This window comes from Polaribacter sp. AHE13PA (genome assembly GCF_019278505.1).
In the GTDB taxonomy this organism is placed as follows: Bacteria; Bacteroidota; Bacteroidia; order Flavobacteriales; family Flavobacteriaceae; genus Polaribacter.
Window position 1 is genome coordinate 714,215 of record NZ_CP058985.1, and the last position, 22,518, is coordinate 736,732.

The following is a 22,518-nucleotide window of genomic DNA, read 5'->3' on the forward strand; positions in this document are numbered from 1 at the left end:
ATGTTTTTTTTAATCTTAATAGATTCACAACATTCATTTTTTACTGATTACTGCAACTCAAAAGAGCTTACTTATTTTCTAGCATTTCCCAATACTCAACAGCTCTTCTTAAATGCGGAATTACAATAGTACCACCAACCAAGGTAGCAATAGACATTGTTTCCATCATTTCTTCTTTAGTAACTCCATTTTTCATAGCAGCTTCCAAATGATATTGTACACAATCATCACAACGTAAAACAGCAGAAGCAACTAAACCTAAAAGTTCTTTTGTTTTAACAGGTAAATGACCTTCTTTAAAGGTATTTGTGTCTAAATTGAATATTCTTTTTATTACTTTATTATCAGAATCTAAAATTTTATCGTTCATTTTCTGACGATAGTCATTAAACTCCTGTACTTTTTCGTGCATTTTTATTTTGTTTTTTTATTACTATTTTAGAAACTCTAATACTTACCTCATATAAAATAAGAATAGGAATGGCCACAATTACTTGACTAGCAACATCTGGTGGCGTAATAATAGCTGCTAAAATTAATACAACTACTAAAGCATGTTTTCTATATTTTTTTAAAAACTCTGGTGTTACCAAACCAATTTTAGTTAAAAAGTAAACTAAAACGGGTAGTTCAAATAAAATTGAAACACCTAATAACATATTGGTGACTAGCCCTATATGAGAGTCCATTGTAAAGTTATTCTGAATTAAATCTGTAATTTGATAATTATACAAAAAGTGTATAGAAATAGGTGCAATTACATAAAAGCTAAATGCGATACCACAGAAAAATAAAAAAGAAGCTATAAAAATAAATCCTCTAGACTTATTTACTTCTTTTTTTGTTAATCCAGGTGCCACAAAACGCCAAATTTCCCATAATAGATAAGGGAAAGCCAAAATAATACCCAATATAAATGAAGACCAAATAGAATTCATTAATTGTTGGGTGGGCTTTAAACTTATTAAGTTGTCTTTAAAAACAACATTACAAAAGCTACTATCCAACTTAAAAAAAGTGAAAAAATCACAAAATAGTTGATAGGTTATAAAATCGGATTTTCTGTGTGCTAATAAGAAGTTTTCATACACTTCTTTTTGAAACACAAATAATACAATTGCTATGATAAATATTGCGGCAGCACTTCTTACCAAGTGCCATCTTAATTCTTCTAAATGACCTAAAAAGGACATTTCTTTTTGTTGCTCTGCCATTAAAAAATACCTTCTTTAATTAAATCATGTAAATGTACAACACCAACATATTTGTTTTTATGGTCTACAACTAACATTTGTGTAATGCTATTTTTTTCCATTAGAGTTAATGCATCTACCGCCATTGCATCTTCTAAAATAGTTTTTGGGTTTTTACCCATTATATCTTTTGCTGTAATTTGAGAAATTTGTGTAGATTTAGAAAGCATTCTTCTAATATCTCCATCGGTAATAATACCCGTTAATTTTTCTTTATTTAAAACAGCAGTAACCCCTAATCTTTTTTCAGAAATCTCTACAATAACTTTTGCGATACTATCTGTTTCGTTAACAGCAGGAACTTGGTTTTTTTCTACCAAATCAGCTACTCTTAAATACAAACGCTTACCTAAAGCGCCTCCAGGATGGTATTTTGCAAAATCTTTACTTGTAAAACCGCGTAAATCTAGTAAACAAACAGCCAGTGCATCACCCAAAACTAATTGTGCAGTGGTACTTGTTGTTGGTGCTAAATTATTTGGGCACGCTTCTTTTTCTACATAAGCATTTAATGTAAAGTCTGCATGTTCGCCTAAATAGGAGTCTACATTTCCTGTAATTGCTACTATTTTATTCCCATAATTTTTTATCAATGGAACTAAAACTTTAATTTCTGGAGTATTACCACTTTTAGAGAGACAAATAACAACATCGTCTTGTTGTACATTTCCTAAATCTCCATGAATAGCGTCTGCAGCATGCATAAAAATAGCAGGTGTTCCTGTAGAATTAAATGTAGCAACTATTTTAGCAGCAATGTTTGCGCTTTTACCAATTCCGGTTACAATAACCCTTCCATTAGAATTTAAAATAAAATTAACGGCCTCTTCAAAGTCCGCATCAATTAATTTTGCTAAATTAGCAATAGCATTACTTTCTGTTAAAATAGTTTCTTTGGCAGTATTTATAATTGTGTTTGTCTTTTTCAAATGTTTGGTGTTTTATCAGAATAAAAAAAAGTTATATCTTTAGATTAAGAAACAAGCAAATTTACTATAAATAATAATTAGAGCAAATATAATAGTATGTTTGTGAGTTGATTTTAAAGTTAAAATAATATTTAATAAAAATGGATTTATATACCCCTCTAAAAAAGTTCTTTGGATTTAATAAATTTAAAGGTTTACAAGAGCAAGTAATTAAAAGTATTGTTGAGAATAACAACACTTTTGTAATAATGCCAACAGGTGGAGGAAAGTCTCTTTGTTATCAGTTACCTGCATTAATGACAGAAGGAACTGCTATCGTAGTTTCTCCATTAATTGCTTTAATGAAAAATCAAGTAGATGCAATTAGAGGTATTTCTGAACACAATGGTGTGGCACATGTTTTAAATTCATCTTTAAATAAGACTGAAATCGCTCAAGTTAAAGAAGATATTGCTAACGGAATTACAAAACTTTTGTATGTAGCGCCAGAATCTTTAATAAAAGAAGAGTATGTTGCTTTTTTAAGAACTCAAAAGATTTCTTTTGTAGCGATTGATGAAGCACATTGTATTTCTGAATGGGGTCATGATTTTAGACCTGAATATAGAAATCTAAAACATATCATTAAGGCAATAGATAATGTACCTGTTATTTGTTTAACGGCAACTGCAACAGAAAAAGTACAAGAAGATATTTTAAAAACTTTAGGAATTCCGGAAGCGAATAGATTTAAAGCGTCATTTAATAGACCTAATTTATTTTATGAAGTAAGACCAAAAACAAAGGAAGTAGAAAAAGATATTATTCGCTTTGTGAAACAAAGAATGGGTAAATCTGGAATTATCTACTGCTTAAGCAGGAAAAAAGTTGAAGAAGTTGCTCAGATTTTACAGGTAAACGGAATTAAAGCTGTTCCGTATCATGCAGGTTTAGATGCTAAAACAAGAGTAAAGCATCAAGACATGTTTTTAATGGAAGATTGTGATGTGGTTGTTGCAACGATTGCATTTGGTATGGGAATTGACAAGCCAGATGTTCGTTTTGTAATTCATCATGATATTCCTAAAAGTTTAGAAAGTTATTATCAAGAAACTGGTAGAGCGGGGCGTGATGACGGAGAAGGGTATTGTTTAGCGTTCTATGCTTATAAAGATATAGAGAAGTTAGAGAAATTTATGGCTAGCAAGCCTGTTGCAGAGCAAGAAATTGGGCATGCATTATTGCAAGAAGTGGTTGGTTATGCAGAAACCTCTATGAACAGACGTAAATATTTGTTGCATTATTTTGGCGAAGAATTTGACGTTGAAAATGGTGAGGGAGCAGATATGGATGACAATTCTAGAAATCCGAAGAAAAAACACGAAGCAAAAGAAGACGTTAAACTCTTATTAAATGTTGTTAAAAAGACCTTACAAAAATATAAATCTAAAGAGATTGTAAATACAATTGTAGGAAAAGAAAACGCTTTATTAACGTCTCATAAAACACATCTACAATCCTTTTTTGGAAGTGGTAAAGATAAATCTGCACTTTATTGGATGGCACTTATCAGACAGATTTTGGTGGTTAATTTAATAAAGAAAGAAATAGAACAATATGGTGTTGTTAAATTAACTGAAAAAGGAGATGCCTTTATAAAGAATCCTACTTCATTTATGATGACAGAAGACCATTCTTATAGTGAAGAAGATGATAACTCTATTATTACAAATGCAAAATCTTCAGGTGGTGTTGCTGATGATAAGTTAGTAAAACTATTAAAAGACTTACGTAAAAGTGTAGCAACAAAACAAGGAGTGCCTCCATTTGCTGTTTTTCAAGACCCTTCATTAGATGATATGGCTTTAAAATACCCAATTAACTTAGCGGAACTTTCTACAGTTCATGGAGTAGGAGAAGGTAAAGCAAGAAAATTTGGAAAGGATTTTGTGAAATTAATTGCTTCTTATGTAGAAGAGAATGAAATTCTAAGACCAGATGATTTAATAGTAAAAAGTACGGGGACAAACTCTGGCTTAAAGCTTTTTATTATTCAGAATACGGATAAAAAATTGCCTTTGGAAGATATTGCAAAGTCTAAAGGACTTGAAATGGGAGAATTAATTAAGGCTATGGAAGGAATTATTTTTTCTGGAACGAAGCTGAATATTGATTATGCTTTAGATGATTTGCTAGACGAAGATCAACAAGAAGAAATTCATGATTATTTTATGGAAGCAGATTCTGATAATATTCAAGAGTCTTTAGATGAGTTTGATGGTGATTATGATGAAGAGGAATTAAGGTTAATGAGAATTAAATTTATAAACGAAGTCGCTAATTAATACAGGTTCTTATAGAGAATAAAAAAAATATTAGTAGAATATTTATTACAATACAAAAAAGCACCTAGAAATAGGTGCTTTTTTGTATTGTAAAAGAAGTAAAATTCTATAAAGTAAAAATAGTAAGTAATACCCCTAAAATAATGGCAATAAATTTTTTTAAATTAAATTTATGATTTTCAGAGCCTTCAAAAAGAATAATGGTAGAAATATGAAGAAAGACACCAATAATTATAGCTGTTATTTCTTTTGCATAGGTTGTAAAAAATGGAATTTTATCTCCTAATAATAATCCAAGAGGACTCATCAATGCAAAAACAATCAAGAAAATAAAAGTTATTTTTTTAGAATATTTCGTCTGAATTAAAAAGGTTGTTAAAACAAATGCAATTGGTATTTTATGCACTATAATTGCCCATAATAAATTATCTCCTGCATGATGAATAGGTAAACCTTCGGAAAATGCGTGTAAAGACAAACTTATAAATAACAAGGTTGGAAACTCTTTACCATCAGAATGAATATGAATATGTCCGTGTTCTGCTCCTTTAGAAAAAGATTCTAATATAGACTGAATAATAATTCCGATTAATATAAAAATTCCTATTTTTTTATATTCTGTAGTTTCAGCATATACTCCTGGTAGTAAATGCAGAATAGTAACAGATAATAAATAAGCGCCACTAAAAGCTAATAATAGACGAACAGCTTTTTTACTTGGTTTTATTATATAGACCAGTAAAGAACCAATAAAAACTGCTGTTAATAATAAGACATAACTCATTTTGCAATAATAATTAATCGATCAGAATTTTTTGATTCAAAGGTATCTAAGTTGTAATTTCCAAAAACGCTTGTAATTGTAAATCCTACTTTTTCTAAAAATGTGGTCATTTTAATAAGGTCTAAGTCTTTAACTTGTTCTGTATAAGAGTGGTTTTTTCCATCAGCAAAAAAAGAAATATGCTTTAAGATAAAACCATCTTTAATTTCTCTTTCTATATGAAAGGTGATATTATCTACAGTTTTTGTTTCTTTCTTAACTAAATTCAGCTTTACTTTTTCGGCATTTAAAAAGTCAAATACAAAAACTCCGTCTTTATTCAAGCCGTTTTTAATATTCTCTAGAATTAAAATATCCTCTTTATCGTCTTTAAAATAACCGAAACTTGTAAATAAGTTAAAAATAGCATCATAAGTATGATGAAAAGGTTTGCGCATGTCATGCACATTAAATTTTAACGTATCATTTTCAAATTCTTTTGCAGCACTAATACTGTTTTCTGCCAAATCACCACCCGTAACAGTATAGCCTAAAGAGTTTAAAAAGACAGAATGACGCCCTTTACCACATGGTAAATCTAAAATATGCGTTGTTTTTGGCAAGTTTAAAAAAGAAGTAATATTCTTCATAAACAATTGCGCTTCATTGTCATTTCGTTCCTTATAAAGTGTGTGATAGTAAGGGGTGTTAAACCAATCTGTAAACCAATCTTTTGTTTTCATTTTTATAAAATTTGCAATAACCAGCGAATTACTTTCATTGCTATTGGCCATTCTTAGCCTTGTGCCATTATAGACATTTCAGTCTGTAAAAGTAACCAAATCTTACGTTCTGTAAAATGAATTTCTTAATTAGTATAAAAGCTATTTATAAATAGTATTTTTGCAGTCAATTTTATGAGCATGAACAAAGATTTTAAAATGACAGCAACAACACTTTTCGGTTTAGAAGGTGTTTTGGCAAAAGAGTTAAGAGACCTAGGAGCACAAGATGTTAATGAGGGAGTTAGAATGGTTTCTTTTAGAGGAGATACAGGTTTTATGTACAAAGCAAATATTGCTTTAAGAACCGCTGTAAGAATTTTAAAACCGATTAAAGTTTGTAAAATCTACGATGAAGAAGATTTATATGAAGCAATTCAGAAAATTAAATGGGAAAACTATTTAGAAACTGAAGGTACTTTTGCAATAGGAGCAGTAGTAAATTCTAAGAACTTTACGTCTAACTCACATTATATCTCTTTAAAATCTAAAGATGCAATTGCAGATTATTTTAGACATAAATATAGTAAAAGACCTAATGTAGATTTAGATTATCCAGATTTAAAAATTCACATTCACATTCAAAAAGACTGGTTAACCGTTTCTTTAGACTCATCTGGAGATTCTTTACATAAAAGAGGGTATAGAACAGCGACTAATATTGCGCCAATAAACGAAGTTTTGGCTGCAGGTATGGTATTATTATCTGGTTATACGGGTGAGGAAAACTTTATTGATCCAATGTGTGGTTCTGGTACTATTTTAATTGAAGCTGCTATGATTGCCAATAATATTCCGGCAAACATCAACAGAAAATTATTCGCTTTTGAGAATTGGAAAGATTACGATGAGGATTTATATTTTACAATTCAAGAATCCTTATTAAAGAAAATACGTTCTTCTCATTTTAAAATAATGGGGTTTGATAAAGCGCCTTCTGCGGTACAAAAAGCACAAGACAATGTTGCAAATGCCAATTTAGATGATTTTATTGGTGTGCACCATGTAAACTTTTTTAACTCAACAAAAGAAGTTTTTGGAAACACTACAATTTTGTTTAACCCACCTTATGGCGAGCGTTTAAACATTGATACAGAAGAGTTCTATAAAAAAATAGGAGATACACTTAAAAATAATTATCCTGGTTCTACGGCTTGGTTAATTACATCGGATACAGATGCTTTAAAATGTGTGGGCCTAAGAACCTCTAAAAGAATTGCTCTTAAAAACGGAGATTTAAACTGTAAGTTTGTAAAGTATGATTTGTACGAAGGAACGCGTAAGTTTAAAGAACGTAAAGAAGACGATACGGATACAGAGGAAGATACAAATGATTAAGTCATTGCGAGGAACGAAGCAATCTGTTAATTATTAAGAAATAAGTTCTTTTAACGATTGGGGAATCTTTATTAGAAGCCATTTCCTGCTTTCCGTTATATCTTTTTGTAAAAAAAAAAGGATGTCACTTCAATCAGGGCTAGACTTGTTTGTAAAAGTTAGGAAACCTATATAAGAAAAGCTAAATATTAAAAAATGTCTTAAATAAATTGAATGATTTCGATTTATTTAAGACATTTTTAGTTTTCTAATCTAATTTGTATAAAGTTGTTTTCTGCTTTTGTTGAGATTTATTTAAAATTAGATTGTTTAAAGAAAACCTGAATTTAGTGTTTTATTTAAACTCTATTATTTCTGCAGTCATAGTTGCTGAAATTCTTTTTTTTGTTTCAATTAAATCAACAGATACATTAACAAGAGCTCTACTACCTATTAATTCTACACCTGCAGCTTTTGCATCTTCTAACATTTTTGCTTTAGCTCTAGCGATAATTCCTACTTTATTTGTGATGTTTCCTGTCAATATTTTTTCTGTAACAGTACCAGTAAAACTACCTAATACGTTAAAATTAGAACTTGATAAGATTGTTTGAGTTTGATTTTGTTGTTGATAACCACCACTATAAAGGCTAGATGTTTTGCAAGAGGTTAGTGCTGCAGCAATAACCATAATAAAAAAAGTTTTTTTCATTTAAGAAATGTTATATAATTATGCCTACTTCTTTTTTAAGTCTTTTTTCAGCTTGTTCAGACATAATTTAAATATGATTGATTCACTATTTTAATTTTCTAAAATTACTTTAATTCTTTAAATTGAGACTACGGTTTTCCGTAATTTTATTTAACATTTTGTGAAATATTAGACCTATCTGCATAGTTAATTTTTAGCTTTAAGTAGTGATAGTATAAGTACACATAATTATTAAACGGAATTAGTTTTTGGGGAGCTATTTGCTAATTTCCGTTATATCTTTTTGTGAAAAACAAAAAGTATGTCACTTCAATTAGGGCTTCACGAGTTTGTTAGGTTTAGGGAGTATTGAGTTTTGTTTTACTGATATGTGAAAACACCTTAATAAAAACTTAATAATACTCAGTTTTTTTAAGGTGTTTCTTTGATTTAGCTAACGTTGTTGTGTTATGGAAAGTTACGTTTAAAGTGAACAGCTATTTTCCGCAGGAAAATAGGAGTTTACAGAAATGAAACTAATTTTGGTTAAGCTAAAAATAAGCGATTTTTTATACACAGTGTTGGACAATGTTTTTTTTTTTTTTCAATTATTATTTGTTTAACCATTGTATCCACAATAGAACTGTTCCCAAATTTCCTAATATAATTCCGATTATAAAATAGAGATATTTATATTTTAAATCAGAGGTTTGTAGTTCAATAAACTTTTTTTGAGCTTTACTTTCATCAATTTGAGCTTGAGTCAATTCAACTTGTAACTGACTTAACTCGATTATTTCAGTATTGGCTTTTGTATTGGTTTCTGAATTTTCAATAATTTCAGATTCCAGATTTGTTTTACTAAATTCATTATTCCCATTTTCAAAACGTTTCCACTTATTTTTTGAACCTAAACCTAATATTCTTTGCCAATGTTCTAATTCAAATTCACGTTTTTGTGATTCGATAATATTTCCATTATTATCAATTGGTGTTGCCCAAACAGTATTTCTTTCAATTATTTCATATTCTGAAGATTGTCCATTTTTTTCAACTCCAGACCATTCACTTGGTGAAATATCTTTTATTTGATCTGTTCCTTTTATTTTTATTTTCATAGTGATTGGTAATATTGCCCAACGTTAACACTGATATGACATCGTTTTAATGAATTACATCAGTAGATAGCTAAGTTAGCTTTTTTGTGACAAAAGTAAAGAGTAATACTACCTGTTTTTCAACCAAAAAAAATCCAAAACAATTAAGTTTTGGATTTTTAAAAATGATGGAAAAGGATTGCCTTTTATTTTTTGCCTTTCTTTTGCTGCGCTTGTTGTTCTTGCGCTTGTTTCATAGCATCGTCTATTTTTTGACGGAATTTACTCTTCTTCTTTTCCGGCTTCTTTTTGTTTTCTTCTATTTGAGCGTGTATCTTATCTTCATCAATTACGTAGTTTTTAATTACTAACATAATTGCAATAGTTAACAAGTTAGAAATAAAGTAATACAAACTTAAAGAACTTGCATAGTTGTTAAAGAAAAACAACATCATAATAGGAGAGAAGTAAATCATGTACTTCATCATTTTCCCCATATCTGGCATTCCTTCTTGCGTAGGTGGTTGCATATTTGCTTGCTGACTTTGGTTCATTTTCATGTAAAAGAAAATTGCTACAGAAGCTAATATTGGAAACAAACTTACGTGATCTCCATAAAATGGTATCTTAATAGGTAATTGATAAATCATATCGTAAGAAGATAAATCATTTGCCCATAAAAAGTTTTCTTGTCTTAATGCTAAGTTTGTAGGAAAAAACTTAAATAAAGCAAAGAATACTGGCATTTGCAATATGGCAGGTATACAACCAGACAACATACTAACTCCAGCTTTACGCTGAATAGCCATGGTTTCTTGCTGACGTTTCATTGCATTTTCTTTCCCTGGATATTTATCATTTAAAGCTGTTAACTCAGGTCTTATTACCTTCATTTTAGCACTCGATAAATAAGATTTATATACTAATGGGGACATGATGATTCTAACAACAATTGTCATTAAAATAATAATTAATCCGTAATTAGATAAAAATCCTTTTAAGAAATTAAATACAGGGTAAAATACAGTTCTGTTTAAGAAACCAAAAATTCCCCAACCTAAATCTGCTGTATGATCTAAATCTGTACCTTCAAAAGTTTTTAATAAGTTATAATCACTTGGTCCGTAAAACCATTTCATGTTATAATTTAACTCACCACTAGCTAATTCTAACGGAGTTTTTAACTCATATCGTTTTGTGAATACTGTATCTAATTCTTCATTTTTAATAAGATCTGTAGAAGTTACAGTACTATTATTAAAAGGAGTATCAGTTAATAAAATAGAGGTAAAGAAGTGTTGTTTATAAGAAATCCAATCTACATCATTTAAAATTTCTGTTTTACCAGCATTCAAATAATCTACATCATCTTCTGTTTTATAGTACAGATGAGAATACATGGTGTTTTCTGTTTTTACACTTTTTTCATGCGCATAACCATCTAAAGACCAATCTAAATTAATTAGGTTAGAAGAGTTAATTACAGTACTTAAACCTTGAGAACGAACAGCAAAATTAACCATGTAATTTTTTGGTTTCATCTCATATCTATATTCTAGAAATTGAGTGTCTGAAACTTTTAATTTCATAGAAAGAACAGTCGTTTCTCCATTTTTAGAAACTGTAGGTTCAAAGAATAAGTCTTTAGTGTTTAAAATTCTATTGTCTGTAGTACCAAAATTGATGTTAAAAGACGCGTTTTTGTCTTTTATCATATATAAAGGTAAAGAATCATGAGTTTTATAATTCTTAATTTCAGCCTCTATGATTTGTCCACCTTTATTACTAACGGTTAATTTAACCAAGTCGTTTTCTAAAACAGAAGTACCGTTAGTACCTTTTATTGCACTTTGTGCAAAAGCACCAAGTTTAGTTGTGTAAGCAATTTGTTTTAAAGAATCGTTTTCAAAAACAGGTGTGTTTTCAGTAAAAGTATTCGATGTGTTGTTTGTAGAGTCTACAATTTGTTCTGTATTCGTAGAAGGATCCGTAGTTTCATCTGGTTTGGTAGAGTTAATCCAGTATAATAAAATACCTCCTAATAATAACATTCCTATAAAAGAATTGATATCGAATTTTTTTTGTTCCATGTGTTATTTTAAAATGTCAATTTGTCATTAAACCAAAAATGTCTTTTGATTAAAAAGCGACAAATGTAGTTAAAAAGCAGCTTTATATAATTTTTGCTACTTTATTTTTGATACTAACTATGTAGTTCAAATAGTATTCCTAATTTTTATAATGTCACTTTAAGAGCAGTCGAAATATTAAAGTTTCGACTGCTATTAATTAAATTCTTTTTTTATTTTTGAGACTGTTTTAAGGCAGCTTTAATAAAATCTACAAATAAAGGATGTGGTTTTAAAACGGTACTTTTATATTCTGGATGGTATTGTACACCAACAAACCAAGGGTGTGTAGGTACTTCTACAACTTCTACCAATCCTGTTTTTGGGTTGAATCCTGTTGCTTTCATTCCTGCAGCTTCAATTTGTTCTAAATATGCGTTGTTAAACTCAAAACGGTGTCTGTGACGTTCACTAATCAATTCAGATTTATAAGCTTTGTATATTTTAGAATCTTTTTTCAGTTCACAATCCCAAGCACCTAAACGCATGGTTCCACCTTTTTCGGTAACATCTTTCTGACTTTCCATTAAATTAATAACAGGGTCTTTAGTGCTTTTGTTCATTTCTGTAGAACTTGCGTTCTCTAAACCTAAAACGTTTCTAGCAAACTCTATTACTGCCATTTGCATTCCTAAACAAATTCCGAAGAAAGGAATATTGTTTTCTCTTGCATATCTTACAGCTCTAATTTTACCTTCAATACCTCTATCACCAAAACCAGGAGCTACTAAAATACCATTAACACCTGCTAATTTTTTCTCTGCATTTTTAGGTGTTAAACTTTCTGAATGTACCCAACGTACTTTCACTTTAGTTTCATGAGTAGAACCTGCATGAATAAAAGCTTCTGTAATAGATTTATAAGAATCTTGCAACTCAATATATTTACCAATTAAGGCAATTTCTACTTCATGCTTTGGGTTTTTGTGTTTCTCTAAAAAGTTGTTCCAAACTTTTAATTCTGGTTCTCCTTTAGAAGAAAGCTTTAATTTATTTAAAACAACAGTATCTAAACCTTGTGCTAACATTAAATTAGGAACATCATATATAGTCTCTGCATCTATAGACTGTATTACGTCTTCTTGCTTAACATTACAAAATAAAGCTAGTTTACGTTTAATGTCGTCAGAAATTTCATGTTCTGTTCTACACACTAAAATATCTGGGCTTACACCACTTTGCATTAACATTTTTACAGAGTGTTGCGTAGGTTTTGTCTTTAATTCACCTGCTGCAGCTAAAAAAGGAATTAATGTTAAATGAATAACAATGGCATTATCTTCTCCTTTTTCCCAAAGCATTTGTCTTACAGACTCTACATAAGGTAAAGATTCAATATCACCAACAGTTCCACCAATTTCTGTAATTACAATATCATAATCACCGGTTTCTCCTAAAATCTGGATTCTACGTTTAATTTCGTCTGTAATATGAGGAATAACTTGTACCGTTTTTCCTAGAAACTCTCCTTTACGCTCTTTATTAATTACAGATTGATAAATTTTACCTGTAGTTACGTTATTAGATTGACTTGTAGGAATGTTTAAAAAACGCTCATAATGACCTAGATCTAAATCTGTTTCTGCTCCATCATCTGTAACATAACATTCTCCATGCTCGTACGGATTTAAAGTTCCTGGGTCTATATTAATATAAGGGTCTAATTTTTGGATAGTTACAGAAAATCCTCTTTGCTGTAATAATTTTGCTAATGATGCAGCAATAATTCCTTTTCCAAGGGATGATGTTACGCCTCCTGTTACAAAAACATATTTAGTATTACTCATGGTATTCTTAGGTTTGCGCAAAAGTACTAACTCTAAAAATTCTGTCAAATAAAAAAGGTGAAAAGATTTACAAAACTTGTACTTTTGTCTCGTTAAAAAATATTTCATTTTTTTTTAAAATAGTGTTTGTCATAAATAAAAACAGTTGTATATTTGCCAACGCTTTAAAAGAGTAGAATTTAAAGCAATAACATAATAATAGAAGACATTTAAAAATACAGATAATGCCAAAAAGAACTTACCAACCGTCAAAGAGAAAGAGAAGAAATAAACATGGTTTCATGGAAAGAATGGCTTCTGCTAATGGTAGAAAGGTGTTAGCTCGTAGAAGAGCTAAAGGAAGAAAGAAAATTTCTGTTTCTACTGAAACTAGACATAAAAAATAAATGATTAACATTTGTTAATATATAAGGTGTTACTTTTTTAAGTAATGCCTTTTTTTATACCCAAGCACTAACTATTTTTGTAAAACAACATAACACAACAACTTACAATGCCAAAAAGAAAAGACCTCAAATCAGTTTTAATTATTGGATCTGGACCAATTGTTATTGGACAAGCTTGTGAATTTGATTATTCTGGTTCACAATCTTTACGTTCTTTAAGAGAAGATGGAATAGAAACAGTTCTAATCAACTCAAACCCTGCAACAATTATGACAGACCCTTCTATGGCTGATCATATTTACTTGTTGCCTTTAACAACTAAATCTATCATTCAAATTTTAAAAGAGCATCCACAAATTGATGCTGTTTTACCAACAATGGGTGGGCAAACTGCATTAAACCTTTGTATTGAAGCAGATGATAAAGGAATTTGGGAAGACTTTAATGTAAAATTAATTGGTGTAGATATCGATGCTATTAATATTACAGAAGATAGAGAGCAATTTAGAGAGCTAATGTTAAAGATTGATGTGCCAATGGCGCCTCAAGCAACAGCTACTTCATTTTTAAAAGGAAAAGAAATTGCACAAGAATTTGGTTTTCCTTTAGTTATTCGTTCTTCTTATACCTTGGGTGGGGCAGGAGCTTCTATTGTTTATAAAGCAGAAGATTTTGACCAACTATTAAGTTTCGGTTTAGAAGCATCTCCTATACATGAGGTGATGATTGACAAAGCGATGATGGGATGGAAAGAATACGAATTAGAATTATTACGTGATAAGAACGATAATGTTGTCATTATATGTTCTATCGAAAATATGGATCCTATGGGAATTCATACTGGAGATTCTATTACAGTAGCACCTGCTATGACACTTTCTGATAAAACGTTTCAGAAAATGCGTGACATGTCTATAAAAATGATGCGTTCTATTGGAGATTTTGAAGGTGGTTGTAACGTACAGTTTGCAGTTTCGCCAGACGAAAAAGAAGATATTATTGCTATCGAGATTAATCCTCGTGTTTCTCGTTCATCCGCTTTAGCGTCTAAAGCAACAGGGTATCCTATTGCAAAAGTAGCTACAAAATTAGCGATTGGGTATACATTAGATGAGTTAGAAAACGGAATTACAAAATCTACATCGGCTTTATTTGAGCCAACTTTAGATTATGTAATTGTAAAAATACCTCGTTGGAATTTTGATAAATTCGAAGGTTCAGACAGAACTTTAGGTTTACAAATGAAATCTGTTGGAGAGGTAATGGGAATTGGACGTTCGTTCCAAGAAGCATTGCACAAAGCAACACAGTCTTTAGAGATTAAAAGAAATGGTTTAGGTGCAGACGGAAAAGGGTATACAGACTATAATCAAATTATAGAAAAATTAACCAATGCAAGTTGGGACCGTGTTTTTGCAATTTATGATGCAATTGCAATGGGAATTCCATTAACTCAGATTTACGATATCACAAAAATAGACATGTGGTATTTAAAACAATATGAAGAGTTATTTCAACTTCAAAAAGAAATTTCTACCTACAAAATTGGTACTTTAGGAAGAGATTTATTATTAGAAGCAAAACAAAAAGGATACGGAGATAGACAAATAGCACACATGTTGGGCTGTTTAGAAAGTGAAGTATATACAAAAAGAGAAGAATTAAAAGTACAACGTGTTTTTAAATTAGTTGATACTTGTGCTGCAGAGTTTAAAGCAAAGACTCCTTACTACTATTCAACTTTTGAAAATGAAATTGAAACAGCAGACGGAGAAATTATCATTGCAAACGAAAGTATTGTAACTGATAAAAAGAAAATCATCGTTTTAGGATCTGGACCAAATAGAATTGGACAAGGAATTGAGTTTGATTATTGTTGTGTGCATGGTGTTTTAGCAGCTGCAGAATGTGGTTACGAAACCATTATGATCAACTGTAATCCAGAAACGGTTTCTACAGATTTTGATACTGCTGATAAATTATATTTCGAACCTGTTTTTTGGGAACATATTTATGACATTATTCGTCATGAAAAACCAGAAGGGGTTATTGTACAATTAGGAGGACAAACCGCTTTAAAATTAGCTGAAAAGTTAACGAAATACGGAATTAAAATTATTGGTACTTCTTTTGAAGCATTAGATTTAGCTGAAGATAGAGGGCTTTTTTCTGAATTGTTAAAAAAGAATAGCATTCCTTACCCTGAGTTTGGTATCGCAGAAACTGCGGATGAAGCTTTGGCTTTAGCAGATGAATTAGATTTCCCTATTTTAGTAAGACCTTCTTATGTATTAGGAGGACAAGGGATGAAAATTGTGATCAATAAAGAAGAATTGGTAAAACATGTAGTTGATTTATTAGGAAGAATGCCTGGTAATAAATTACTGTTAGATCATTATTTAGATGGAGCGATAGAAGCAGAAGCAGATGCAATTTGTGATGCTGATGGTAATGTGTATATTATAGGAATAATGGAACATATAGAGCCTTGTGGAATTCATTCTGGAGATTCTAATGCTACTTTACCTGTATTTAATTTAGGAGATTTAGTTTTACAACAAATTAAAGATCATACACGTACTATTGCAACAGAATTAAAAACGGTAGGATTGATTAATGTTCAGTTTGCTGTTAAAAATGATATTGTTTATATAATTGAAGCAAACCCAAGAGCATCTAGAACAGTACCTTTTATTGCAAAAGCATACAAAGAACCGTATGTAAACTATGCAACTAAAGTAATGTTAGGTCATAATAAAGTAACTGATTTTAATTTTAACCCTCAATTAGAAGGGTATGCAATTAAGCAACCTGTATTTTCTTTTAACAAGTTCCCGAACGTTGATAAGAAACTAGGACCAGAAATGAAGTCAACTGGTGAGAGTATTTTATTTATTGATAGTTTAAGAGACGATCAGTTTTATGATTTGTACGCAAGACGTAAAATGTATTTGAATAAGTAATTAGAAATTATTAGAACATAAAAAAGCATCCAAATTTTGGATGCTTTTTGTTTTTATAATAAACCACTTATTTTAATAGCAATATAAAAGATTAGTTCTAAAAGTTAAGAGAATTATCTATTAGTTTAAGGTTATCTCTTCTAATTTAAAAGAATAGAAAATTCATCTTTTAAAACAGAAAGCCAATCGCTTAACCTTTCTTCGGTTAATTCCGATTGATTGTCTTCATCAATAGCTAATCCATAAAAGAAATCATCATTGTATAATGCTTTAGATTGTTCAAAATCATAGCCATTAGTGGACCAATAACCTGTTATTTTTCCATTATTCTCTAAAATAACTTTTGCTAACATTCCAACGCCATCAATAAAATATTCTCCATAACCATATTGGTCTCCCAAACCATAAAGAGCAACTGTTTTACCTGTAAAATCTATTGTTTTAAATTCATCATAATAAGACTCCCAATCGCTTTGTAAGTCTCCGTCATACCAAGTTGAAAGGCCAAGAATTAGGATGTCGAATTTATTAAAATCTTCTTTTTTTACTTGAGAAACTTCTATAACGTCTATGTTGCATAAATTCCAATTATCTATAATAGAACTTGTAATTTCTTCGGTCATTCCAGTGTTTGAACCGTAAATTAAGCCAATGTCTTTTATTTTTTCCATAGATACAAGTTTCTTACAAGGAAAATACTAGCTAGAGAAACTAGCGCAAGCATAAAAATTTCAGAAATATTATCACTTTCAAAAATTAGTGCTTCAATAAAATGATAAATATTATATATTCCAGCAATAATAGCCCAAATAAAAGAAGTCCATTTAAACCATTTTTTTGAAACCTCTATGGTTAATAAACCAAAAAGTAGACAAAGACCTTCGAATAAAATTCTGTAAATATGATGATTAAAAGGAGTTTCTCCTGTTGCACCTTCAATAATTAAAGTTTCGTTATAATAGATATTAAAAAGACCATAAATGTGATGAACAATCCAACCGATTGCTAAAAATATCCAAAGGATTATAATTTTTGTTCTCATAGGAATCTCGTTTTTATTTAGTAAATCTTTATCTGTAATTTCTGTTTTGTTAGTATTGGATAGTTTATTCTTTTCTTCTGATAATAATTTTTTTCGATTCTTATAGTCAATAGGATGTTTTGTAAATGCACTTTGTTCTTTCACTTTAGGTTTTATTTTTAAGTAAAACAGTAATGAAATTGAAGCAATAATAATCCAAAGCACATCAATTGTTAAAATATCAAATTGGTTTTTTGCAAAGGTTTTCCATAACCAATTCTCAGAGATAATTCCGTTTGTAATTGGTACTAAAAATCCGAATATAGCACCTAAAAGAAGGCTTACTTTATTGGTGTAATAATTATCTCTTTTAAATCTAAAAAATAGAATAAATAAAAGCCATGTAATAAAGTAAAACCAATAAATAGCAGCTTGATTATCGTTAAAGTAACCTATACATGTTTTAACAAACAAAAAAGATAAGGCTGTAACCGGCAACATAGATAAGCATATTGCTAAATAAATATGACCAACTTTAGCTGTATATAATCGTTGTTTTAAAGTGATGCTTTTTTTGTTTCTGGCCTCTACGTAAATTAAAACTCCAGTAATTATTACAAAACAAGTAATTAAAGAAAGTAGAAAATAGATGATTTTAATGGGGGTTCCGCCAAAATCAGCAAAATGTAAACGTCCTAAAACCCTCTGAAAATCTTCTATGTAATTAATTTTATTAGGATTTTTTATAGATTCAACAACACCTGTATATGGATTGTAAATAATTCGTCCAATACCTATAAAACGTTCGCTATCTTTTAGGTCTCCAATAAGAATATACTTCATATTAGTACCTCCATAGTTTCTTACAAAACCTCTGGTTAAATGAAAATGATCCCATTCTTTTACTGCTTTTTCTGCAAATTGGTTAAAACTAGGAATGTTTTTATCTGATTTAGCAACCCATTCGTAAATTTTTCGATCAGGTCTTACATCTTCCATTAATTTAGCTTGATCTCCATTATATAAAAAGTTAGCAGGTATTAAGACCAATAAACTTAAGCAAAAGTAAGCTCCAGTTACGGCAAACATAAATTGAAAAGGTAAGCCAATTACACCTAATGCTGTGTGAGCATCTGTCCAAACTCGTTTTAATGCAGCTTTAGGATTAAAAGAATAGAAGTTTGATATTATTTTTTTCCAATGAACAATAACTCCCGTTACAATAGCAAACAAGAAAAATAGAGAAACAAAACCAGCTAAGTAAATACCTATATATGGAAATTGAGCAAGAAAATGTAATCGATATAAAAATTCTCCTAAGCTATAATGTTCTTCATAATTTTTTGCCTCACTTGTATTGATGTTAACAGAAAAGTAATTTGTTTTTTTTGTTTCTTCCGTGGCTAAAGAGTCTCTATTTTTGCCTAGAGAAACATAAATATGGTCGTCTTTTTCTCCGAAATTTAATTGCAAATCTCTTCCTGTTAATTGATGATCTTCATCTAAAGATTTAAAAATTTTATCGAAATCAATATCTTGTCTTTCTGTATGAGTTATTGAGTTTCCATTTTCCCAAATAGCAATTTCTTCTTTAAATAGAGAAAAAGCACCTGCAAAAAAAATAACAAATAAGGCAAAACTAATAACAATACCACTTACAGTATGTGTATTAAAAAAAACGTTGTAATTTTTATTACTCATTATATAAAAGGATTGTTTTTAGATGCTAAATAATAAACACTAAAAAGAATTAGAATTGTTAAAAGGTAAAGTAACCATGCTTTCCATCCGTTTTTAAATAAAAAAGGGACAATTAAAAGTATGCACCAAACAATAAATATGGTTATGGTAGATGTTATTAAAACTTCTTTTGGATTTGGAAGTAATAATGACAAACACATATGAAAAAGTGCGGCAATTAAATAGCCTCCTATAATACCAGCAGAAATTTTTGCAAATTGTTGCCAAGGAGATTTGTTTAAGTATTTAGTATTTGCAGGCATATTTATGTTATTAATTCTAAAACGAGTAGTATTAAAAATAAAATGATTAAATGTTTATAGTTGACGATCTTTAAAGGATAAATAATAACGATAGTACTTAAAAAAGAGATGAATGAGATTAACCAAAAAATAATTCCAGAGGTAAAACCAAAGATTAAAATTATAGATAGTAAACTAACTATTAAAAACAGTAAGGCTATAGCTTTTGAATAATTTTTATTTACTTGAATCCAGATTTCTATTGCTGAATTATATAGCAATAGTGCTTTTTTAGAAGTGTTATAAAAAACTAAACTTGCTAATAAAATTAATAATAAACTAATTGTAATCATTTTAATCATTTAAAAATAAACAACTCTAAACCATTAGATTTAGAGCTGTTTAAAAATCAACTCAAATAAATATTAAAACTTGTATTGTATCGTTCCTAAAAATGCTCTAGGTGCTTGTGCGTTAACAGTGCTCCAACCTTTATAATAGGTTTCATCTGTAATGTTATTTACTTTTAATCCGATTCTAATTTTATATGTATTATAGTATATTGTTGAATTGAATACTGTATAACTTGGTAATGTAAAGGTACCTGTCACTGCATTATTTGCTGTTATGTGTTCTGAAGTACCATTAAAACCTGCTCCAAAACCTAAATTCTGTAAAAATTTATTATCAGAATTTACTAATCTATAGTCTGCCCAAAAGTTATAAGTAGCATCCGGTCCGGCAGATTCTGGTCTTCTGTCTTGTAATTCATCGTATTGTAATCCGGTTGTTTCGCTATACGCATCCGTTATTTTACTGTCGTTATAAGAATATGAAGCGCGTAAATTTAAACCAGCTAAAGGATTTGTGTTCACTTCTAACTCAATACCTTCACTTTGTGATTCATTAAGAATTAAACTTTCTGGAAATAAAACTGAATTAGGATCTGATCCTACAAAATCTTCTACTGTAATATTGTAATAACTTGCGCCAACATTTAACTTTCCTTTAAAAAAGTTTGTTTTAATACCACCTTCAAACTGAATGGCTTTTGTTGGTTTAAAAGTGTCTACAGTTCCATCAGAATTTACAGAAGGATCGTTATTTACAAAGCCTGTTTGGTAATTGGTAAATAAAGTCAATTTATTAGGGATTGCTTGGTATAGAATCCCTGCATTTGGAGAAAACGTTGTTTTAGTATAATCATCTAAAAGATCATCATCATTACCATCTTGGTCAAAATGATCTAAACGAAGTCCTAGATTAACCGTTAAGTTATCAGTAATATTAACTACATTAGAGGCATATAAAGCAAAAGTTTGAGAACTTGTACTAATGTGGTTTGCTGTTAGTGGATCAAAAATTGCATCTAAATCAGATTTAGTAGTCTTATAAGTTGCATTTGGGGTAAAGGAAGTTGCTACTACTTCTCCGTTTGAAGAAAAGAAACCATCAAAATAAGGAAAACTAGCTAATTGAGCAGCAAAAGCATCACCAGCTCCTGGAATTGCATAGTTAAAAGTATTCACTATGTTTGGGAATTGTGAGTTTTGGGCTAATGTAGGATTTCCATTTTTATTTCTTGAATTTGCATTTCTGTAAACATAATCTAAGCCTAAAATTAATCGATTACGAACCTCTCCAATTTTAAAATCACCTATAAAATTTTGTTGAATATTTGTTTTTACTGCATCCGCATCTCTTTTGTCATACAAACGAGCAAATACATCATCTTGTAATAGAATGGCAGATTCTCCAAGAATTAAATCTAAATCATTTTGTACATAAGCAGCAGCATCCCCTAATAAATTAGGAATAGTAAAAAAAGCAGCACTTGCGCCGTCAATTAAATATTGATAGTATCCTTTAGCTTCAGAGTAAGTTGATGCAAATACGGTTTGAGAAGTCCAATTATCTGAAATTTTGTAATCAGCAATAGCACGTGTGTTAAAAATCTGGCTAGTTAAAGTGATGTCATTAGAAGTAAAAGATTTATTTGGATCTATGCCTAATTGTTCAATATTATTAGAAACCAAAGGCAACCCTCTTCTTAAAAATAACATAGAAGGATTCGTTTGTTCTGTATTAGAATATTCGATACCTACAGATATGTTTAAACGATTATTTACAGTGTAAGATAGAGAAGGAGCAACAAAAAATGTGTTTCTAAACCCTGCATCCTGAAAACTATCTTGTGTTAAGTAAGAGGTATTAATTCTAAAAAATAAATCGTCATTGTTGCCTAAAGGAGTATTTACATCCGCAGATACACGATTCATTCCAAAAGATCCTCCTGTATAAGAAACGCTTCCTCCAAAACCTTTATAAGGTTTTTTTGTTACCACATTTATTAAACCTCCAAAAGAAGAAACTGTGCTACCAAACAATGTTGCAGATGGTCCTTTTATAACTTCGATCCTTTCTATATATGATGGATCTACAGCACTAAATGTAAAGCCTGGCATACCATCAACTAATGAAGGTTGTACAGAAAACCCTCTGGTAGAAAAATAAGCAGTACCTTCTCCTGGAGCACGTCCTGTAGATTCCCAAAGTTTTGTAATACCGGTAGCATTTGTCATTGCATCATCAAAATTGGTTACAATTTGAGATTCTAATAACTCGTTTGTAATTGTACTGTATACTATAGGGTTTTCTAAATCTTTTAAAGGTAATTTAGAAACATAAGCGGTTTTTTTACGAGAAAATTTATTATTTCTACTTTTTAATACAATCTCACTTAAAAGCTCATTACCTTCAAACAGTACAATTTCTCCTAAGTTTGTTTTATCGTTGATTACAATTACTTTCGTTTTAAAACCAAGGTATGAAAGCACTAAGGTTTGATTTTTTTGAGTATTTTTAATTTCAAAATTACCTTTAAAATCGGTTTCAGAACCTTTTTTTGTACCTTTAATAGTTACACTTACTCCTGCAAGAGGTGTTTTTTTATTGTCTAAAACTGTACCTTTTATAGTATTCTGTTGCGCTACAGCTGCGGTTAATGTTAGTACTAATATAAAAAAAGTTACTATTTTTTTTATTACCATTTTTAAATAAAAATTAAATTATAAATTATTTCACAAATGTATTT

The 22,518-nt window shown here is 29.9% G+C and carries 18 protein-coding genes; 4 read left to right on the forward strand and 14 right to left on the reverse strand.

Annotated elements, in window-relative coordinates:
* Positions 1 to 67: 67 nt before the first annotated feature.
* From H0I28_RS03150 to H0I28_RS03160, 3 genes are read right to left on the reverse strand one after another with little or no spacing between them, the layout of a single operon-like run.
* On the reverse strand, positions 68 to 412 hold the full coding sequence (locus tag H0I28_RS03150; RefSeq protein WP_068448397.1) for a carboxymuconolactone decarboxylase family protein: 345 nt from the start codon (positions 410 to 412) through the stop codon (positions 68 to 70).
* On the reverse strand, positions 387 to 1,214 hold the full coding sequence (gene tatC, locus H0I28_RS03155; protein ID WP_218760440.1) for a twin-arginine translocase subunit TatC: 828 nt from the start codon (positions 1,212 to 1,214) through the stop codon (positions 387 to 389). Before tatC ends, H0I28_RS03150 begins: the two co-directional genes overlap by 26 nt.
* Positions 1,214 to 2,182 carry an SIS domain-containing protein gene (locus H0I28_RS03160; RefSeq protein ID WP_218760441.1) on the reverse strand — a complete coding sequence of 323 codons (969 nt, stop codon included), beginning with the start codon at positions 2,180 to 2,182 and terminating at the stop codon, positions 1,214 to 1,216. The genes tatC and H0I28_RS03160 overlap by 1 nt, the downstream gene beginning before the upstream one ends.
* A 140-nt stretch (positions 2,183 to 2,322) precedes the next feature.
* Here H0I28_RS03160 and H0I28_RS03165 point away from each other — a divergent pair, with 140 nt between their 5' ends.
* Positions 2,323 to 4,506 carry an ATP-dependent DNA helicase RecQ gene (locus tag H0I28_RS03165; RefSeq protein WP_218760442.1) on the forward strand — a complete coding sequence of 728 codons (2,184 nt, stop codon included), beginning with the start codon at positions 2,323 to 2,325 and terminating at the stop codon, positions 4,504 to 4,506.
* Between the two features lie 106 nt (positions 4,507 to 4,612).
* Here the strand turns inward: H0I28_RS03165 and H0I28_RS03170 are convergent, their stop codons facing one another.
* Positions 4,613 to 5,290 (reverse strand): ZIP family metal transporter, encoded by a 678-nt coding sequence (locus tag H0I28_RS03170; protein WP_218733290.1) that lies wholly within the window; start codon positions 5,288 to 5,290, stop codon positions 4,613 to 4,615.
* Entirely contained in the window at positions 5,287 to 6,012 is a 726-nt protein-coding gene (locus H0I28_RS03175; RefSeq protein ID WP_218733292.1) for a class I SAM-dependent methyltransferase, read from the reverse strand. The genes H0I28_RS03170 and H0I28_RS03175 overlap by 4 nt, the downstream gene beginning before the upstream one ends.
* A gap of 180 nt (positions 6,013 to 6,192) precedes the next feature.
* Here H0I28_RS03175 and H0I28_RS03180 point away from each other — a divergent pair, with 180 nt between their 5' ends.
* Positions 6,193 to 7,389, forward strand: coding sequence for a class I SAM-dependent RNA methyltransferase (locus tag H0I28_RS03180; protein WP_218733294.1), 1,197 nt, complete (start codon positions 6,193 to 6,195; stop codon positions 7,387 to 7,389).
* A gap of 334 nt (positions 7,390 to 7,723) precedes the next feature.
* On the opposite strand, the gene H0I28_RS03185 is transcribed toward H0I28_RS03180, so the two are convergent.
* The 4 genes from H0I28_RS03185 to H0I28_RS03200 all read right to left on the reverse strand — a co-directional run bounded on the left by H0I28_RS03185 (position 7,724) and on the right by H0I28_RS03200 (position 13,072).
* A complete protein-coding gene (locus H0I28_RS03185; protein ID WP_157603543.1) occupies positions 7,724 to 8,080 on the reverse strand; it encodes a DUF6567 family protein in 357 nt (118 codons plus the stop codon).
* 590 nt (positions 8,081 to 8,670) lie between these two features.
* On the reverse strand, positions 8,671 to 9,177 hold the full coding sequence (locus H0I28_RS03190; protein WP_218760444.1) for a hypothetical protein: 507 nt from the start codon (positions 9,175 to 9,177) through the stop codon (positions 8,671 to 8,673).
* A gap of 185 nt (positions 9,178 to 9,362) precedes the next feature.
* Positions 9,363 to 11,246: a membrane protein insertase YidC gene (yidC, locus tag H0I28_RS03195; RefSeq protein ID WP_218760445.1), complete on the reverse strand. Its 1,884-nt coding sequence runs from the start codon at positions 11,244 to 11,246 to the stop codon at positions 9,363 to 9,365.
* A 212-nt stretch (positions 11,247 to 11,458) separates the two neighbouring features.
* Positions 11,459 to 13,072, reverse strand: coding sequence for a CTP synthase (locus H0I28_RS03200; RefSeq protein WP_218733300.1), 1,614 nt, complete (start codon positions 13,070 to 13,072; stop codon positions 11,459 to 11,461).
* A 224-nt stretch (positions 13,073 to 13,296) separates the two neighbouring features.
* On the opposite strand from H0I28_RS03200, the gene rpmH reads away from it, so the two are divergent.
* Positions 13,297 to 13,458, forward strand: coding sequence for a 50S ribosomal protein L34 (gene rpmH / locus H0I28_RS03205; protein WP_036820926.1), 162 nt, complete (start codon positions 13,297 to 13,299; stop codon positions 13,456 to 13,458).
* Positions 13,459 to 13,565: 107 nt separating this feature from the next.
* The gene (gene carB / locus H0I28_RS03210; protein WP_218760447.1) at positions 13,566 to 16,421 is read left to right on the forward strand and encodes a carbamoyl-phosphate synthase large subunit; all 2,856 of its coding nucleotides are present in this window, start codon (positions 13,566 to 13,568) and stop codon (positions 16,419 to 16,421) included.
* A 140-nt stretch (positions 16,422 to 16,561) separates the two neighbouring features.
* On the opposite strand, the gene H0I28_RS03215 is transcribed toward carB, so the two are convergent.
* The 5 genes from H0I28_RS03215 to H0I28_RS03235 form a co-directional block, all read right to left on the reverse strand.
* On the reverse strand, positions 16,562 to 17,092 hold the full coding sequence (locus H0I28_RS03215; RefSeq protein ID WP_254712827.1) for a flavodoxin: 531 nt from the start codon (positions 17,090 to 17,092) through the stop codon (positions 16,562 to 16,564).
* Positions 17,080 to 19,143, reverse strand: a complete 2,064-nt coding sequence (locus H0I28_RS03220) for a PepSY domain-containing protein (protein WP_218733304.1) — start codon at positions 19,141 to 19,143, stop codon at positions 17,080 to 17,082. The genes H0I28_RS03215 and H0I28_RS03220 overlap by 13 nt, the downstream gene beginning before the upstream one ends.
* The gene (locus tag H0I28_RS03225; protein ID WP_218733305.1) at positions 19,143 to 19,445 is read right to left on the reverse strand and encodes a hypothetical protein; all 303 of its coding nucleotides are present in this window, start codon (positions 19,443 to 19,445) and stop codon (positions 19,143 to 19,145) included. Before H0I28_RS03225 ends, H0I28_RS03220 begins: the two co-directional genes overlap by 1 nt.
* Before the next feature lie 2 nt (positions 19,446 to 19,447).
* Complete coding sequence (locus H0I28_RS03230) at positions 19,448 to 19,777, reverse strand: hypothetical protein (protein ID WP_218760449.1); 330 nt, start codon at positions 19,775 to 19,777, stop codon at positions 19,448 to 19,450.
* Positions 19,778 to 19,849: 72 nt separating this feature from the next.
* Entirely contained in the window at positions 19,850 to 22,474 is a 2,625-nt protein-coding gene (locus H0I28_RS03235; protein WP_218760451.1) for a TonB-dependent receptor, read from the reverse strand.
* Positions 22,475 to 22,518: the final 44 nt, after the last annotated feature.

Bases quoted from the DNA above. Each gene is read 5' to 3' on its own strand.
- H0I28_RS03170 (WP_218733290.1), bottom strand. From the start codon at position 5,290: ATGAGTTATGTCTTATTATTAACAGCAGTTTTTATTGGTTCTTTACTG.
- H0I28_RS03165 (WP_218760442.1), top strand. From the start codon at position 2,323: ATGGATTTATATACCCCTCTAAAAAAGTTCTTTGGATTTAATAAATTT.
- H0I28_RS03215 (WP_254712827.1), bottom strand. From the start codon at position 17,092: ATGGAAAAAATAAAAGACATTGGCTTAATTTACGGTTCAAACACTGGA.
- H0I28_RS03175 (WP_218733292.1), bottom strand. From the start codon at position 6,012: ATGAAAACAAAAGATTGGTTTACAGATTGGTTTAACACCCCTTACTAT.
- H0I28_RS03200 (WP_218733300.1), bottom strand. From the start codon at position 13,072: ATGAGTAATACTAAATATGTTTTTGTAACAGGAGGCGTAACATCATCC.
- H0I28_RS03190 (WP_218760444.1), bottom strand. From the start codon at position 9,177: ATGAAAATAAAAATAAAAGGAACAGATCAAATAAAAGATATTTCACCA.
- H0I28_RS03220 (WP_218733304.1), bottom strand. From the start codon at position 19,143: ATGAGTAATAAAAATTACAACGTTTTTTTTAATACACATACTGTAAGT.
- H0I28_RS03230 (WP_218760449.1), bottom strand. From the start codon at position 19,777: ATGATTACAATTAGTTTATTATTAATTTTATTAGCAAGTTTAGTTTTT.
- H0I28_RS03180 (WP_218733294.1), top strand. From the start codon at position 6,193: ATGAACAAAGATTTTAAAATGACAGCAACAACACTTTTCGGTTTAGAA.
- carB (WP_218760447.1), top strand. From the start codon at position 13,566: ATGCCAAAAAGAAAAGACCTCAAATCAGTTTTAATTATTGGATCTGGA.
- tatC (WP_218760440.1), bottom strand. From the start codon at position 1,214: ATGGCAGAGCAACAAAAAGAAATGTCCTTTTTAGGTCATTTAGAAGAA.
- H0I28_RS03150 (WP_068448397.1), bottom strand. From the start codon at position 412: ATGCACGAAAAAGTACAGGAGTTTAATGACTATCGTCAGAAAATGAAC.
- rpmH (WP_036820926.1), top strand. From the start codon at position 13,297: ATGCCAAAAAGAACTTACCAACCGTCAAAGAGAAAGAGAAGAAATAAA.
- H0I28_RS03185 (WP_157603543.1), bottom strand. From the start codon at position 8,080: ATGAAAAAAACTTTTTTTATTATGGTTATTGCTGCAGCACTAACCTCT.
- yidC (WP_218760445.1), bottom strand. From the start codon at position 11,246: ATGGAACAAAAAAAATTCGATATCAATTCTTTTATAGGAATGTTATTA.
- H0I28_RS03225 (WP_218733305.1), bottom strand. From the start codon at position 19,445: ATGCCTGCAAATACTAAATACTTAAACAAATCTCCTTGGCAACAATTT.
- H0I28_RS03235 (WP_218760451.1), bottom strand. From the start codon at position 22,474: ATGGTAATAAAAAAAATAGTAACTTTTTTTATATTAGTACTAACATTA.